Annotated in this window: 16 protein-coding genes and 2 tRNA genes; 7 read left to right on the plus strand and 11 right to left on the minus strand. The window is 60.7% G+C overall.

The window, feature by feature from the left end; all coding sequences use genetic code 11:
• Both BN1120_RS17650 and dnaQ read right to left on the minus strand, forming a co-directional pair.
• Nucleotides 1-1029 (minus strand): TIGR03503 family protein (locus tag BN1120_RS17650; RefSeq protein ID WP_042017319.1); only part of this gene is annotated, 1029 nt, incomplete at its 3' end.
• Nucleotides 1026-1760: a DNA polymerase III subunit epsilon gene (gene dnaQ, locus BN1120_RS17655; protein ID WP_039038833.1), complete on the minus strand. Its 735-nt coding sequence runs from the start codon at nucleotides 1758-1760 to the stop codon at nucleotides 1026-1028. The genes BN1120_RS17650 and dnaQ, both read right to left, overlap by 4 nt.
• Before the next feature lie 75 nt (nucleotides 1761-1835).
• Between dnaQ and rnhA the strand changes: the two genes are divergently transcribed.
• The gene (gene rnhA / locus BN1120_RS17660; RefSeq protein WP_010674138.1) at nucleotides 1836-2300 is read left to right on the plus strand and encodes a ribonuclease HI; all 465 of its coding nucleotides are present in this window, start codon (nucleotides 1836-1838) and stop codon (nucleotides 2298-2300) included.
• 6 nt (nucleotides 2301-2306) lie between these two features.
• Here rnhA and BN1120_RS17665 read toward each other — a convergent pair whose 3' ends face one another.
• Complete coding sequence (locus tag BN1120_RS17665) at nucleotides 2307-3029, minus strand: class I SAM-dependent methyltransferase (protein ID WP_010674137.1); 723 nt, start codon at nucleotides 3027-3029, stop codon at nucleotides 2307-2309.
• Between the two features lie 79 nt (nucleotides 3030-3108).
• Between BN1120_RS17665 and gloB the strand changes: the two genes are divergently transcribed.
• Nucleotides 3109-3873: a hydroxyacylglutathione hydrolase gene (gene gloB, locus BN1120_RS17670; RefSeq protein ID WP_039038832.1), complete on the plus strand. Its 765-nt coding sequence runs from the start codon at nucleotides 3109-3111 to the stop codon at nucleotides 3871-3873.
• Nucleotides 3874-3960: 87 nt separating this feature from the next.
• Here gloB and BN1120_RS21815 read toward each other — a convergent pair whose 3' ends face one another.
• On the minus strand, nucleotides 3961-4233 hold the full coding sequence (locus BN1120_RS21815; protein WP_010674135.1) for a hypothetical protein: 273 nt from the start codon (nucleotides 4231-4233) through the stop codon (nucleotides 3961-3963).
• Here BN1120_RS21815 and BN1120_RS17675 point away from each other — a divergent pair, their 5' ends adjacent.
• Entirely contained in the window at nucleotides 4234-5484 is a 1251-nt protein-coding gene (locus BN1120_RS17675; protein WP_010674134.1) for a LysM peptidoglycan-binding domain-containing protein, read from the plus strand. It begins immediately after the preceding gene.
• Nucleotides 5485-5579: 95 nt separating this feature from the next.
• On the opposite strand, the gene BN1120_RS17680 is transcribed toward BN1120_RS17675, so the two are convergent.
• Nucleotides 5580-6425: an endonuclease/exonuclease/phosphatase family protein gene (locus tag BN1120_RS17680; RefSeq protein ID WP_029314263.1), complete on the minus strand. Its 846-nt coding sequence runs from the start codon at nucleotides 6423-6425 to the stop codon at nucleotides 5580-5582.
• A 111-nt stretch (nucleotides 6426-6536) separates the two neighbouring features.
• Between BN1120_RS17680 and BN1120_RS17685 the strand changes: the two genes are divergently transcribed.
• A complete protein-coding gene (locus BN1120_RS17685) occupies nucleotides 6537-6761 on the plus strand; it encodes a hypothetical protein (RefSeq protein ID WP_010674132.1) in 225 nt (74 codons plus the stop codon).
• Between the two features lie 6 nt (nucleotides 6762-6767).
• Here the strand turns inward: BN1120_RS17685 and yciA are convergent, their stop codons facing one another.
• The 5 genes from yciA to BN1120_RS17710 all read right to left on the minus strand — a co-directional run bounded on the left by yciA (nucleotide 6768) and on the right by BN1120_RS17710 (nucleotide 14060).
• Entirely contained in the window at nucleotides 6768-7166 is a 399-nt protein-coding gene (gene yciA, locus BN1120_RS17690) for an acyl-CoA thioester hydrolase YciA (RefSeq protein ID WP_029314261.1), read from the minus strand.
• A 139-nt stretch (nucleotides 7167-7305) separates the two neighbouring features.
• Entirely contained in the window at nucleotides 7306-8118 is an 813-nt protein-coding gene (locus BN1120_RS17695) for an NAD-dependent epimerase/dehydratase family protein (RefSeq protein WP_042017321.1), read from the minus strand.
• 246 nt (nucleotides 8119-8364) lie between these two features.
• Nucleotides 8365-9363, minus strand: a complete 999-nt coding sequence (locus BN1120_RS17700) for a LacI family DNA-binding transcriptional regulator (protein WP_039038828.1) — start codon at nucleotides 9361-9363, stop codon at nucleotides 8365-8367.
• Nucleotides 9364-9540: 177 nt separating this feature from the next.
• Entirely contained in the window at nucleotides 9541-11457 is a 1917-nt protein-coding gene (locus BN1120_RS17705) for a transglycosylase SLT domain-containing protein (protein ID WP_042017369.1), read from the minus strand.
• Nucleotides 11458-11540: 83 nt separating this feature from the next.
• Nucleotides 11541-14060: a putative bifunctional diguanylate cyclase/phosphodiesterase gene (locus BN1120_RS17710; protein ID WP_042017322.1), complete on the minus strand. Its 2520-nt coding sequence runs from the start codon at nucleotides 14058-14060 to the stop codon at nucleotides 11541-11543.
• 392 nt (nucleotides 14061-14452) lie between these two features.
• On the opposite strand from BN1120_RS17710, the gene hpf reads away from it, so the two are divergent.
• Nucleotides 14453-14785 (plus strand): ribosome hibernation-promoting factor, HPF/YfiA family, encoded by a 333-nt coding sequence (gene hpf / locus BN1120_RS17715; protein ID WP_010674126.1) that lies wholly within the window; start codon nucleotides 14453-14455, stop codon nucleotides 14783-14785.
• A gap of 63 nt (nucleotides 14786-14848) precedes the next feature.
• Here the strand turns inward: hpf and BN1120_RS17720 are convergent, their stop codons facing one another.
• The gene (locus BN1120_RS17720) at nucleotides 14849-15361 is read right to left on the minus strand and encodes a VC2046/SO_2500 family protein (protein WP_042017324.1); all 513 of its coding nucleotides are present in this window, start codon (nucleotides 15359-15361) and stop codon (nucleotides 14849-14851) included.
• Between the two features lie 126 nt (nucleotides 15362-15487).
• Here BN1120_RS17720 and BN1120_RS17725 point away from each other — a divergent pair.
• Nucleotides 15488-15572 (plus strand) — tRNA-Tyr (locus tag BN1120_RS17725).
• Between the two features lie 31 nt (nucleotides 15573-15603).
• A tRNA-Tyr gene (locus tag BN1120_RS17730) sits at nucleotides 15604-15688 on the plus strand.
• The last annotated feature ends 21 nt before the right edge of the window (nucleotides 15689-15709 follow it).

Genomic DNA, 15709 nt, shown 5'->3' on the forward strand with positions numbered 1-15709 from the left:
GGGCATGGCCGCAGAGGGTGCGGGAGGGGGGGGAGGCGGTGCTATGGTGAACGACTTGGCCGGCAATTGCAGTTGCACCTCGCGACCGAGCCGGGTTGTTCCAAAGAGGGTGGCCTCCACCTTGTACTGCCCTGCCGCCTTGAGGGCGGAGAGATCCACGCCAAAACGCGGCGCTGTCGCCACCTCGTTAAACGTCATGCTACTGCCCCCGCCGTCGACGGCCTTGCCCTGGATGACCACGGAGGCGGGATCCAGTTCATCCACATCGATGACCAGAGAGAGCTTGGCTCCCCCCTCCCCGGAGGGGGGATTCAGGGAATAGCTGACCGGCCAGGGGTAGAGCAGCACCTGCTGTGACTGGGCTCGTGAGAAGACCTCATTGCCGGTGCTGAAGAGGGCTCGGTATTTTCCCGCAGGGACGTCCAGTACCGCCTCGGCGGTCAAGATACCGTCCCCCGGCACTTCGTCCACCCCCTTGCCATCATCCATGTAGCGTCCCAGGGTCTCCTCGAACACGGGATCGCCGCTCTGGCTGGCATCGTTGAACTGCTGCAGCTTGACGGTCATGCCCAGATCGGTGAGGTAGTAACCCGCCCCAGGCGCCGCGCCATCGATCAGCAGACGGGATTGCAGTTTGACCCTCTCACCCTGATAGAGGCGGGCCGGTAGCGGCTCGCTCTCGACCTGGATGTCGGTGAGCAGGCGCACCCGATTGTCGGGGGCCACCTCTCCGATCGCCTGCCAGGGGCCGGGCATGGGGTCGCGGATGGTGATGAGATCCTGATCCTTGAGGGGCAACCAGCCCACGTCGGGCGGCTTGACCTTGCCCACATAAAGCTTGCTGCCATCGGGTCGCACCAGGATCACCGAGGGCGTCCCCGGCTTGCGCTTGATGATGAAGGTGATCTCCTTCACGCCGTAATCGATGCGAAAGCGGTTGTCGAGCAGAGGAATGTCGGAAGGCGCAAACACCTCGTTGGCCGCGGCCGGGAGGGAGGCCAGCAGCAGCAGCCCCCAAAGCGATCTCATTGCCGCCACAGGCAGGCACCTCCTTTTTTCTGTACCAGATCCAGCCTCGCTTCATGGACAGCCGCCACCTCGTCGCTGGCGCGCACCACCCTGAGCGGCGGGCGATTGCTCTCCAGACGACGAATGCCGGTATCCTGGTTGGTCTCGCTCTCGCTGGTTTCGCTCGCGAGATTGAGTTTGGTCTGGCCACCCGTCATCAGGAGGTAGACGTCCGCCAGGATCTCCGCATCGAGCAAGGCGCCGTGCAGGGTACGGTGAGAGTTGTCGATGCCGTAGCGATCGCACAACACGTCCAGGTTGTTGCGCTTGCCCGGGAAGAGATCCCGCGCCATCGCCAGGGTATCCGTGATGCCGCAGATATCCGCCGTCTTGAAGTTCAGACCGAGCTTGCTGAACTCATAGTCCATGAAGCTCACGTCAAAGGGGGCGTTGTGGGCGATGAGCTCGGCGCCGCGAATGAACTCGATGAAATCGTCCGCTATCTGGCTAAAAGAGGGCTTGTCCGCCAGGAAGGCATCCGTGATGCCGTGCACGGCGATGGCCTCGGGGTCCACCAGCCGATCCGGCTTGATGTAGACGTGGAAATGGTTGCCGGTGAGTTTGCGGTTGATCACCTCCACACAGCCGATCTCGATGATGCGGTGCCCAAGATAGACAGGGCCGCCCGCGGTGTTCATGCCGGTGGTTTCGGTATCCAGAATGATCTGGCGATTCAGTTGGGGTGTGCTCATGATCAAATCCATGTCAAACTTCGGTTTTACTCGCTAGTTTACCCCAAGCCTCTCGCTAAAACAGATTGATTGCTCATGTTGAAACAGATTGATTTATTCACGGATGGCTCCTGCTTAGGCAACCCGGGCCCCGGCGGCTATGGTGCCGTCATGGTCTATGGCAAGCATCGCAAGGAGATCTCCGCAGGTTTTCGATTGACCACCAATAACCGGATGGAGCTGATGGCAGCCATCATGGGGCTGCGGACCCTGAACGAACCCTGCCAGGTGCGGCTTACCACAGACAGCCAGTATGTGCGCCAGGGGATCACCCAATGGATCATCGGCTGGAAGAAGAAGGGCTGGATGACCGCCAACCGTCAGCCGGTCAAGAACGTCGATCTCTGGCAGGCCCTGGATGCGGAAGTGGCCCGTCACCAGATCGAATGGCTCTGGGTGAAAGGACACTCGGGCCACCCGGAAAACGAACGCTGTGACGAGCTGGCCCGTGAGGCCGCCAGCGGCAAGCAGCTTGCCGAAGACAGCGGCTACCAGCCCTGATGCCTGCTAGCCGCCCTGGCGCGCCATTCCTGGCGCGGCCATCGACTCCGGCAGCCGCCAGCGGCGACGCACCGGTGTCACGGGGAAACGCCGCTTGCGGGCGGCAATCACGTAAACAGACGCCAGGGAGCGGCAATAGTCCCGCCCCAGACTCTCCCGCCACCAGCCGATCTTGCTCTGCCTGCCCATGAAGGAGAAACCGAACCGCTCGTCGAACATCACCTCGCAGCCGAGCAATTGCAGCCAGTCGGTCACCCGTGCGGGCGTGAACATGCGGGCAGACCAGGGCAGATGCCGCCGCATGAAGGGCAGATAGTGGCCCAGCCCCACCAGGCTGAGCGGGTTGTAACCGCTGACAATGAGCCAGCCATCGTCGGTCAGCACCCGTTCTGCCTCCCGCAGCACCTGATGAGGATCCGGCGAGAAATCGAGGCAGTGAGCCAGCAGGCAGGCATCCACGCTCCCCGATCGCACCGGCAAGGCGAGCGGATCCCCCTGGATGTCCAGCAGCCGTCCGCCGGGGGCGACACCGATTTGATGACGAATGGTGGAACAGCCGCAGGAGAGTTCGGCGCTCAGGGCTCCTATCTTGAGCAAGTGATAGCCAAAGAGGTGGGGGCACCAGTTGTCGAGGCGCTCCTGAAGCTCGGCGGCCACCCAGTCCCCCATGGGCAGTGCGGACCAACTGGTCGGAAGCGCGATCTGTTGTTCGGTACGTGCCAGTTGCATAATGGGACCAACTCGGGGGCGAATGCCATCCAGTTATATAAGATCCCTTCCTTAAAGAGAACACAAGAGACCTCGACCCATGTATACCGTCATCACAGTTCCCGCCTTCAGCGACAACTACATCTGGTTGATCCGTCATGAAAATCACTGCCTGGTCGTCGATCCGGGCGAGGCCGCTCCCGTGCTGGAACGGCTGGCTGCGCTGGATCTGGTGCTGGATGCCATCCTCCTGACCCATCACCACCGCGATCACGTCGGGGGCGTATCCGAGTTGCTGCAACACTTCCCCCACGCTCGTCTCTATGGCCCCAAGCATGACCCCATGCCGGACCATCACGGCCAATGGCTCGACGACGGGGATCAGATCAACTGGCATGGCCTGAGTCTGGATGTCCTCCATGTACCCGGTCATACCCTGGGGCACATCGCCTATTACGGCCAGGGCATGCTGTTTTGTGGCGATACCCTCTTCAGCGCCGGTTGCGGCCGTCTGTTCGAAGGGACCCCGGCACAGATGCACACTTCCCTGCAACGGCTCGCGGCACTGCCCGATGAGACCCTCCTTTATTGTGCCCATGAATACACGCTCTCCAACCTGCGTTTCGCCCATGCGGTCGAGCCCGACAACCTGGCGATCCAGCGGCAGATCGGCGTGATCAGCAAACTGCGTCAGCAGGGCCTCCCGAGTCTCCCCTCCCGGCTGGGAGATGAGCGGAATTTCAATGTTTTTCTGCGCTGCGAGCAGGACTCGGTAAAATTTTCTGCTGAGAAATACGCCCTTAAATGCTTGGAAAATCCAGAGGATACCTTCGCTGTTCTGCGAGCCTGGAAGGACGTTTTTTGAACAAACCTTGATCAGGGGGGCATTGCCCCTTATGATGCGAGCTGTTTTTCCACAGATGACCTGAGCGAGATGAAGCTACGAACGGCCTTATTGGCAGCGCTGTTTCTCAGCGGCTGTCAAAACCTGAGCCATCAGGATGACCGGGCGGTAACGGCAATCGAGCCGATCAAATCCCCCCAAGTCAGCAAGAAAACGTACAAAAAACACTCTTCGCGGATGCTGTTCGGCGACGAACAGATAGAAGAGCTGGATGACACTGATAACCTGTGGGTGCGTATCAGCGATGATATGCAGCTGGACTCGCACGATAATGCCCGGGTTCGCCAACAGCGTGATTGGTTGTTGCGCAATGATAAGCATATGGCGACCATTGCCAGCCGGGCTGAGCCCTACCTGTATCTGATGGTAGAGGAAATCGAACGGCGTGAGCTGCCAATGGAGCTTATTACCATCCCCATGATCGAGAGCATGTTCGATCCCAATGCCCGCTCCCGCAGCAATGCGGTCGGTCTTTGGCAGTTCGTTCCTGCAACCGGCAAGAATTTCGGCCTGCGCCACGACAACTGGTACGACGGTCGACGCGATGTCCTTGCATCCACCAATGCCGCACTGGATTACCTGGAGTACCTGAACCGGTTCTTCGACGGTGACTGGCTGCAGACCCTGGCCGCTTACAATGCCGGTGAAGGTCGGGTGCGCAACGCCATCACCCGCAACGAACGGGCTGGTCGTCCGACCGACTACTGGTCGCTGGACCTGCCCCGCGAAACCCGGATGTATGTGCCCAAGATCCTGGCCATGGCCGACATGATCCGCAATGCGGACAAATACAATGTCACCCTGCCGGTGCTGGCCAACAAGCCGCAATTGCGAACCATCAATACCGGTGGTCAGATTGATTTGAACGTGGCCGCCCAGCTGGCTGGCGTTTCCGCCTCCCAGCTCAAGGCGCTCAATCCTGCGCTCAAGCGTGGCATGACCTCGCCGCAGGGCCCTTACAACCTGCTGGTCCCCGTCGAGTACGCCGACACCCTGGAGCTGGCCCTGGCCGATCTGCCCCAGCGTGAACGTACCCGTGGTGTGCGCTCCTATCAGGTCACCAGTGGTGATACGCTGTCACGGATCGCCCAGAATCACGGGGTGACCGTGCAACAGCTCAAGCTGGCCAACAACATGCGCGGCAACAACCTGCGCCGTGGCCAGAGCCTGATCATCCCCAATGGTGGGCGCGCAACCCAGGTTGCCCAGAGCAAGCCGCAGCAGCTCGCCAGCCGCAGTGGTGGCAAGGTGAACTATCAGGTGCGCTCCGGTGACAACTTGTGGAGCATCAGCCAGGCACACGGGGTCACCCACGCCGACCTGGCCAAGTGGAACGGCCTGAACGCCAAGTCGGCCCTCAAGCCTGGCATGAAGCTGGTGGTCTGGCCCAAGCAGGGCAAGAGCAGCAACAAGTCCATGGTCTATCAGGTGCGCCGCGGTGATTCCCTCTCCTCCATCGCAGCCCGCTTCCAGGTCGCCGTCAACGATGTGATGCGCTGGAACCAGCTCGGCAAGAGTGACTATCTCAAGCCGGGTCAGGAGTTGACTCTGTTCGTGAAGAACAACAGCTGATCGCTCGTCGCAATCCAAAAAATACCCCGCTTGATGCGGGGTATTTTTTTGTCTGCATGAACCAGCGGCTACGCCGCTCTCCCCTGAGGGATGACTCAGGGAGTGATGGCCTGGGCCGCAAAGCGCGCCAGAATGGGGTTGTGGTCAGAGGCATCGGTAGCCGGTGAACTCACCTCCACCAGATCCAGATTGCGATAGTAGAGGTGATCCAGCGGGCGGCCAAAAGCGGTGCGACGCAGATCAGGCACAGGTATGGCCTCCTGCAGACCAAGCTCACCCACCAGCTTGTTCAACCAGAACGCGCGCTTGTCGCTCCAGGTGTTGAAATCGCCACCCAGGATGACCGGCCCCTGGTGGCGATGGATCAATGCAGTCAGATCGTTGAGCTGCTCGCGGAACGTCGCCATGCCCAGTTCGAAATTGACCGCATGGAGATTCACCACCAGCACGCCGTCAGGATCCCCTTGCAAGGGATAGAGACTGACCAGACCTGACTTGGGGATGCGCAGCAGGGGTTCGGGGGAACGGACGCCACAGACAAACGCCTGCGGCGTTTTCGCCACCGTCATCACGCCAAAGGAGACACCTCCCTGGGTGAAGGCCTGCAACTGCTGCCACTGGAAATCGCCTCTCTTCAGCCAGTCCAGCATCTCGGGCCGGGTCGCCGACTCTTGCAGCAGCACCAGATCCTGGGACTTGGCATACTCATCCAGCCCTTCCCGCCAGTTCTTGCGTTGTCCCTTGTAGAGGTTCCAGACGGTGATGCCAAACTCCCTCGGCAAGGCCGTGGAGGCGAGCGCCACCAGAGGCGGTCTGTCACAGCTTGCGCCAGGTATGATACCTGCCGCAGTCACCAGATGATCTTGATCCGGTACCTCGAAGCAACCGACCAGCCCCAACGTCAGCAGGGACGTTCCCAGAATCCGATAACTATTTTTCATTGGCTAACAATCACCTGCCTCTGCAAGACGACATGGCCCTCACACAGGCCACGGTCGCCGACTAGTCTCATTATTCGTGTCCGGCCCGACTCATCCAGAAGGAATTCAACGATGGCGAGACAGCACCAGTACCGCGTGACATTTTACGATCAACAGGGAACCTGTCATCAAGTGGAGCTTTCCACCGTCTATCAAATCAGGCGGGATCCCCAATGTGATCTCTGTCTGTTCGACACCCGGCAGTGCGTGGGGTCGGAAGAGATGCTGGAGCGCATGATACGGCAAAAAACCGGGCTTGAGCAGGAAATATCCATCATCAATGCCCGGCTCATCTGAGCAGACTCAGACCGGGACGGGGCGGGATTTGCCCTGATCGTCGATGGCCACATAGGTGAAGACGCCCTCGGTCACGCAGTACCGCTGGGCTTCGTTCTCCCGCAATACCGGCTTGACCCAGACCTCCAGCTTGAGTCGCATGGAGCTGCGACCAATCTTGAGGCAGCGACCGTAACAGCACACCACGTCACCCACCTTGACCGGGCTGTGGAAGGTCATCCCCTCCACCGAGACGGTACAGATGCGCCCTTTTGCCAGCTCCTTGGCCATGATGCCCCCACCTATATCCATCTGGGACATGATCCACCCACCGAAGATATCGCCATTGGGGTTGGTATCGGCTGGCATTGCCAGGGTTCTCAGCAACAGCTCCCCATCGGGGTGGCGCTTGGTCTCTTCCATCATTACCGCTCTCTTTATCATGGATGGCGGCATGATAGGGGGCGATCCCCCCCTTGGCAAACCTCAATTGTCCCGGAGCGCGCGCCATATCTGGTTTGCACGCCAGATGACCGACTCCGGGGCCCGGATGGCGACGACCCGTTCAACCCTTCAAGGCCGCCCCGTCCGCAAACCAGTGGGCCGGATCCGGCCAGCGATAGACGAAACCAAGCTGCTGGCAGATGCGCTGACCTTCGATGGGAGCAAACTCCCCCGCCGGCTCAACGAACTGCGGCGGCACCAGTCCGAGCAGGCGGCTCGCGAAGGGGTAGAGCTGCTCCCGGCGCGGGTGAACGGGGGCACTCAGATTGTAGGCATCCCCATCCTGCCCCCGGGCCAGCATCAGCTCACAGGCGGCCACCACGTCGTCCAGATGCACCAGGTTCACAGCCTGGCCTCCCCCGGCCAGCGTCTTGCCCGCCAGAAAACGGCCAGGGTGACGGTCAGGACCATAGAGTCCGGCCGGGCGCAAGATCATGGCGCAGTCAACATGCCCTTCCAGTACGGCAAGCTCGGCCGCCCGCATCCGCGTCCCTCTGTCATGAGCTGGAGCGGGCGTATCATCCTCCCCCTGTCCGGCCCCCCAGACCGAAGTAGCGCTGATAAACAGAACCCTCTGAACACCCGCCTCCCTCGCCTGTCGACACAGGCTGGCCACGGACGCCGGGTAATCACCGGTCTTGCTGGGGGGCACACAGATCACCAGGTCATGACAGCGAAAAGGCAGTGATCCCATGTCAGGGGTAAGCAACAGCGGCCAGGCGGCAATACCCTCCCCCCGCAGCCGTTCAGCCTTTTCGGCCGTACTGACCGTCACCGCGACAGATTGCCCCTGCTCTTGCAATGCCCTGGCCAGGGGCAACCCCAGCCAGCCGGCGCCCACGATACCCGTCTGATACTCAAATTCGTTCGTCATACCCGGATCCTGACAAAAAAAAACGGCCATCCAATGATGACCGTCGAAAGTAACGAAGGAAATAGCCGGATTAACCGGTTACCTCCCACAGCGGGAAAATCGGGAGCGCACGCTCCTAATTCGTGGGCCTATCCTAGTGGCAGCGCGGTCAAAAAGCTTTGAAGCGGATCACAGTTGAAAAGGATTTCTGAAAGCGCTTTCACTGTTTTGCAAAAAAGTCGACCCGCACGGGGCCAACTTCATGACTCAGGCCACAGATTCCCGCCGTACCAGTTCGGCTTCGAATTTGAGCGCCAGCCCCTCTACCGGCTTGTGATCCAGCAGCCTCAGGGCCAGCTCAGCGGCACGCTCTCCCATCTCCTCGATGGGGTAACGTACCGTGGTGAGCTTGGGATAGATGTATCGGGCATAGGGGATGTCATCAAAACCGACCACAGAGACCTGCTGGGGTATTTTGTAACCCCGCTCCAGCAGACAGGAGATGGCCCCCGCCACCATGGCATCGTTGAAACCCAGCACAGCGCTGAACTCGACGCCGCGCGCCAGCAGCTCGCTCATGGCCACATAGCCACCTTTTTCATCGGCATAGGCACGGCCGATGAGGGCAGGATCCAGCTCGATACCTGCCCGTTGCAGGGCGAAGCGATAGCCGGCCATCCGCTGCTGACCATCCACAAACTCCTCGTCATCGGAGGTGACGAAGGCAATTTTGCGATGTCCCGCGTCCAGCAGATGCTGGCAAGCCGTGGTGATGCCGGCCTGGTTGTCCAGCCAGACGCAGCGATCCTCGCAGCCTGGCACCTGACGGTTGATGAAGACGATGGGGGTCGTGCCCGACGCCAGCTCGCTGAGCTCTTCGTCAGGCAGCGCCTTGCTGTGCAGGATCAGGGCATCGCACTGGCGCTGCAGCAGCGCCTGGATGGCGTGCCGCTCACGGGTCGCGTCGTGGTTTCCGGACACCACGATGGTGAACTTGTTCGCCTTGTCGACCATGCTTTCGATGCCGCGCATCATCTGGGCGAAGAAGGGGCCGCCACACAGATCCCCCACCAGCACACCGATACAGTTGGAGCGTTTGCTCACCAGGGCCTGGGCGAAGCTGTTTGGACGAAAGCTGAGTTCCTTCATGGCCGCGAGGACAGCCTCGCGCTTCTCGGGCGCCACCTGCGCCGTGTTGTTGATCACTCGAGACACTGTCGAAATGGAGACATTCGCCAGCTGAGACACATCTTTGATCGTTGCCACTCTCGATTCCTTTGTTGGAAAAGCCTGTCAGTGATGATCGGGCATTGTATCGAACCTGACAGACCAAGACGCGGCGCCCGATCACCTGGCAGGTTTCCTTTTGTAACAAAGCTTAAGGGATGATAACCATTCTGGGGCAAGAATGGGAGGCAGCCGCGACAACGACTGCCCCCGAACTCAATAGGCGTGATTCAGCTCGCGTTCCGACATGAAACGCAAGGGCTGCTGCAGCTTGTGTTGATAGATGAGATCGAAAGAGAGCACGTTCTGGACATAGTTGCGCGTCTCCCGATAGGGGATGCTCTCCACCCAGACATCCATCGGCTTGTTGTCGCTCTGCTCGCGCCAGCGCTTGACCCGGCCAGGACCCGCATTGTAGGCCGCCGCCGCCAGGATCCGGTTGCCGTCATACACATCCAGCAGGCGCTTGAGGTAGGCGCTGCCAAGACGAATGTTCATGGCCGGGTCGAACAGTTGCTGCTCGTTGCGATAGGGCACCCCAAGCTTGCCGGCCGTCTCTTTCGCGGTGGCAGGCATCAGCTGCATCAACCCCCGCGCCCCGACCGGTGACTGGGCCAGGGGATAGAGTGCGCTCTCCTGACGGGAGATGGCGTAGAGCAGACTGGTGTTCATGGTGCGCTCTTGTGCCATCTGGGAGAAGGTGCGCTTGAGGGGCAGCGGGAAGCGCAGGTCCAGCGCATCCCAGGCCTCGGCACGGATGCTGGAGAGGATCGCCAGCTCGTGCCAGCCCTGGTTGAGGGCGATGTGGCCAAACTCCAGGCGCTGGGCCACGCTGTTGCGATCCATGTTGTGGATCCACTCAGAGCGGGCCGCCGTGATCTCCTTCATCGCCAGCAGTTCACGCACCCGCAGCAGGAAGGGCCAGCGGCGGCTGGCACTTTGCCAGTCCGGCACCTTGTGCGCCACGCTCTGGTTCTTCATGCGATAGGGCACACCGGTGCGCTGGGCCGCCATGAAGCCGTAGAAGCCGCGCAGGTTTGCAGTCTCGAGATAGAGGTCCCGCGCCGGTTTCTGCCGCCCCTGTTTCTCCAGCGAACGCGCCATCCAGTAACGCCAGCGATCCTCTTTTTGCAGCCCCATGGGCATCCGCTTGACCCAGCCTTCGAGGCCGCGCCAATCCTGCTCCCAGATGGCAAGACGGGCCCGCAGCTCCACCAGCTCCGGATCCTTGAGCCGCACCAGAGCCGTATCCAGCCAGGCGCGCTGGTCAGAAGATCGGTCCAGCAACAGGCGGCGGGCGGCCGCCTTCTCCACCCTACTCACCTCGGCATGGTTCAGGCCGAAGCGACGGGTCATCTCCCCCAGCTGGCGCAGAACCGCGTCGGGCTCCTGATTGGCGTAGCGGGCCAGCCCCAGGGAGAGCAGATGCCGCGACGGGGGCGCCGCCGTGAAGTTGGCCGGATTCATCGCCCGCACGGGTTGGTCATACAGGGCGATCATCTGATCGCCATACCCCTTCATGCCGCTGCCGAGCTGGGCACCGAGGTGGCGAATGAGGTTGGGGTTCTGGGCCTCGAAAGCCAGGTTCATGCGCTCCCAGATCTTCTCCTGAGTACGCAGACCCGCTTGCTGCCAGAGCTGGAACAGGGGATCGCAGGCATCGGGCCTGGATTGACCGCTCAACCAGAGCTTGCCTGCCTCCTGCAGGGCTTCACTCTGGTGCCCCGTGTAGTAGCGGGCCTGATAGTGCTGACAGAGCAGATCGGTGGAGCTTGGCTTGGCCGGATAGAAACGCAGGAACTGGGACCACTGCTGGCTCTGGGCAAGATAGGTGAGATAGCTGCGCTCGAGTCGGTTGGACTGGGGGGTGTCCCCGTGCTGGCGGATGAAGCGGGTCACATCGTTGTAGTCTGCCGCCCCGGGACGGAACGCAAGCTGGTAGTAATCCAGATAGGGCAGCAGCGGATAGTGGATCAGGCGTGCCCGAAGCTGGCTGAATTTGACCTGATCATTGGCACGCACGGCCTCATGGGCCTGGCGATAGAGAGACTGCTCCATGGTCTGCGCGAAGGCAGGAGCCAACAGCCCCGGCATCCAGAGCGCAGACAAGATGATTCCCTGCACGACTTTCACGAATGGCATTCTCCCCTTGAAGGCATAACCACCGCCAAAGTGCGGTGGTGACATACCTTCATTCTACCCGCTAAGCACGGGGGCTACGCCACACTATTTTTATCGGTGCAGACGGGGCGATCACCGCGTACCTGGCGGCTGACATAGCGTTCAAGGTAGGGAACAGGGAGCGGCTTGGAGGCGAGGTATCCCTGGAAGAAATGGCAGCCCTGTGCCTGCAGAAACTCCAGTTGCTGGCGGGACTCCACCCCCTCAGCCGTCACGTTGAACCCCATGTGGCGGGCCATGGCGATCACGGCCTCGACGATGGCCATGTTGTCACCATCCTTGGGAATGTCCTGGATGAAAGAGCGGTCGATCTTGAGCTCGTCCGCCGGCAGCCGCTTGAGGTAGCTCAGGGAAGAGTACCCCGCCCCGAAGTCGTCGATGGCAAAGCTGATGCCCAGGGTCTTGAGTTCTGCCATCTTGCTGATGGTGTCTTCCGCATGACCCAGCACCACCGACTCGGTGATCTCCAGGTTGAGGCAGGCGGGATCCATGCCGGTGGCCGCCAGCACGTCGTGAATGCGATCGACAAAGTCGGGAGCATGGAACTGTTTGGCGCTCACGTTGACCGATAGCTGGGGGACGTGGATCCCGCTCTCCTCCCAGGAGACGTACTGGGTACAGGCTTCGTGCAATACCCAGTTGCCGATGTCGACAATGAGATCCGTCTCCTCGGCAATGGGGATGAACTCGGCGGGCGACACCAGAGCACGCCCGGGGGGTTGCCAGCGGATCAGCGCCTCGACACCGATGATCTCCCCCCCCGCCACCATGTGCTGGGGCTGGTAGTGGAGAGTCAGTTCCCCATTGTCGAGGGCACTGCGCAGCTCGTTGTGAATGTGCAGACGCCGGTCGGCCTGCAACTGCATGGAGGCATCAAAGAAGCGCCGGGTCTTGCGGCCCGCCGATTTCGCCTGATACATGGCGGTGTCAGCCTGCTTGAGCAGATCCCCCGCCTCCTGCTCCCGACCGGGGAAGAGGGTGATACCGACACTGGCGCCGATGTGCAGCACCTGGCCTCTGAAATCATAGGGGGCGGCGATCTCCCCGATGAGCCGCTCCGCGATGAGGTCGGCCTGCATCTCCGCCTGGGGCGGGCTGATGGAGAGCGCTGGCAGCAACAACACGAACTCGTCACCGCCGAGACGGGCCAGACAATCCCCCTGGCGCACCAGCCGCTTGAGACGGCTGGCCACCTCCTTGAGCAGCCAGTCGCCGGTGGCGTGACCCAGGGAATCATTGATGGTCTTGAAGTGGTCGAGATCGATGAACAGCAGGGCCCCGATGAGGTGACTGCGATTTGCATCGGTGAACGCCTGGGTCAGGGTTTCGTGCAGCTGACGACGATTGGGCAGGCCGGTCAGCTCGTCATAGAAAGCGAGATCCTGAATGCGGCGCTCCGCCGCCTTGCGCTCGGAAATATCCTCGAAGAAGATGACATAGTGGCTGATCCCCCCCTTCTCATCCTGCACCGGCGTGACGATCTCCCACTGGGGATAGGCGTGACCGTCGGCGTGCAGGCGCAGGGTTTCCCCCTGCCAGCGATCCAGGGCATTGAGCTCGTAACCCAGCCCTCCCAGCCCCGACCAGAGATCGTTGCCAAGGTGCAGACCAATCACCCCCTGGTTGTCAAAGCCGGTGATCTGGCTGAAGGCGTAATTGACCCGCAGGATCTTGAACTCGGGATCCGTGATGATGATCCCTTCGTGAGATTCAAAGGCCACCGCAGACAGCCGCATCAGGGCGTCGCTCTGCAGGCGCTCCAGCTCGGCCACCATGCGCACCGAGAAGATGGTCAGGACGGAGTCCAGATCCGTGGTCCGGGTCTGGCTCGGGAACAACAGGGCGAGATGGCCCAGGATCTGACCGTTGCGATCGAGCAGCGGCTGGGCGTAATAGTGCTGGCCCGGGGGCAGATCGGGATACCCGGTCAGGGGTTCACTCACGGGGACCGCGCTGGAGGGCCCCTGGCGATAGAGCTGCTGGCAGGGCATGTCACAGAGGGCATACTCCTTGACGTCGATGCCGTGGCTCGCCAGCACTCTGAGCCTGTCGAGACCGACCCGCTCCGTCAGCCAGACGGCAGTGGCTCCCAGGATATGGGCCAGTTCGTTGACCAGGGTCTGGCAAAAATCGAGCCCCGTCTTGGCGGAAAGCGCCTGCGCCAGCTTGGCCAGCAAGGGGGCCTGCAACATGGGAAGCGGCGGTGTCACGCCTGCGGGGGAGTCGGCGCGATCCATCTCGCGATGCATCATTTCGAGGGGGGCAAGCCAGCCACAACAGAGCCCCTGTGCAGGCACATACTGGCCGTACCAGAGCGCATGGTGTACCTTGCCGTCCTCATCGCGCAGGTGACCGATGAACTGGCCAGGCTGGCCGGAATCGTGGAGTCTTGCAAGAAAATCGGCGAAACCCGCTTCATCTTCCCGCTCAAGTTGGGTGGCCCAGGGGTGGGCTCCCTCCCCTGCCCAGGGTTCACAAGAGACATGATCAGACAGGCTCCATTGCCCATGCTGCCGATCATAAAACCACATCATCTGGGTGGCTTGCTGCTTCATCTACGACTCCAACCACTACAACCACGTTATCCACCCCGACTCCTGCAGAAAAGCATATCCGTTTGCGCGCATATCTCCACCGGCGCATGGCAATGATGTTGCGATGCGATGAGGCGATGTGGGTGGAGAAAATTCGAGACTATGCGGCAAAAACCAAACATCGGGTCGACACAAGGCGCTGCCGAGGGGGGACAGAAACGATCCTATTTGCTGATATAGCCTGCCTGTTTCACTGAGCTCAAGCGGTTTTTGGCATGAAACGGGAAAAGCTCACAATTTATGGACAGCGGGATTCCCAAGGGTATTTTTCGTGACGCAGATCACATTTTGATTTGGCGACATGGGTAATCTGGAGGTGAAGACACAAGCAAGACGACCCGAAGGGGGCCATTATGAAAATCGAAATGACCAGTAAAATCATCGACATCACCCCAGCCATCCGCGAGCGCATTGAATCCCGTTTTGAAAAGCTCGAGCGTCTTCAGGTGCCTCTTATCACACCCCATGTGATCATCTCCAAAGAGCGTTTGATGTATATCGTCGAAGCCACTATCGGCATTCCCAACGGCAAACTGTTTGCGCAGGCAGAGCACGAGGATCTCTATGCCGCCATCACGGACCTGGGCCAGAAGCTGGAACGCCAGCTCAACCGTCACACGGAAAAACCCATCGCCCGTCGTGCCGCCGGCAAGGAAGTGCCCCAACCGGACGAAGCAGACGCCTGACAAGCTTCACCATTCATAAAGCAAAAGGCGGGTTATCCCGCCTTTTTGCATTCTACCGTACCGTCACCCCAGCCAGCGCAGCCTGGCATCCACCCCTTGCGCAAGCTCATCGAGCAGCGGCAACATCATCTGCGGAGCCTCCTCCCTGGGGTCAGCGCCCATAGGTCGGGCCTGCCATCGCTCACGACCCAGTGCCGAGAGGTTGTCGTACACCGCGGGATCCAGCGCGGGCGTTCGGCTCACCAGTGGCGGGGAGCGCAGCGCCAGCCAGAGTCTCACATCCGTCATGCACCCGCCCTGTTGCAGACGCTCGTTGAGGCTGGTGGCATCGCTCTCTTCCACCCCGCCTTGCAGGGACGCCCGGGGCATCAGACCGAAACGGGAGCGCCAATCCATCTCACCCGACGCAGGCTTGGGCGGGGCATCAAACCAGGGCTGCTCTTCCACTGCATCGGTCAGCAGCGCCAGATGCAGCCTGAAGTCGGCACGGTCCCCCGCACGGAGATCCTGATTGAGCCGTTGGCCCAACTGGGCCTCATCCACGAGCAAGCGGTCACGAATCGCACTGGGCAGCATGAGATAAATCTTGGAAATGAAGGTTTCATTGCTTATCGGCCATCAACCCGATCCTTTAAGCATTAAAAATCCCGGCAGAGGGGTTCACAAGCGCGACAGATCTGTTAGTATGCGCCTCGCACTTGGGGAGGGGTTCCCGAGCGGCCAAAGGGATCAGACTGTAAATCTGACGGCTCTGCCTTCGAAGGTTCGAATCCTTCTCCCTCCACCATTCAAGTGCGCACAATCAGGTCATGCCCCGTGGAGGGGTTCCCGAGCGGCCAAAGGGATCAGACTGTAAATCTGACGGCTCTGCCTTCGAAGGTTCGAATCCTTCTCCCTCCACCATCTTTCAGAGAACCCGGCCTT

The sequence above is a fragment of the Aeromonas caviae genome (assembly GCF_000819785.1).
Classification (GTDB): Bacteria; Pseudomonadota; Gammaproteobacteria; order Enterobacterales; family Aeromonadaceae; genus Aeromonas; species Aeromonas caviae.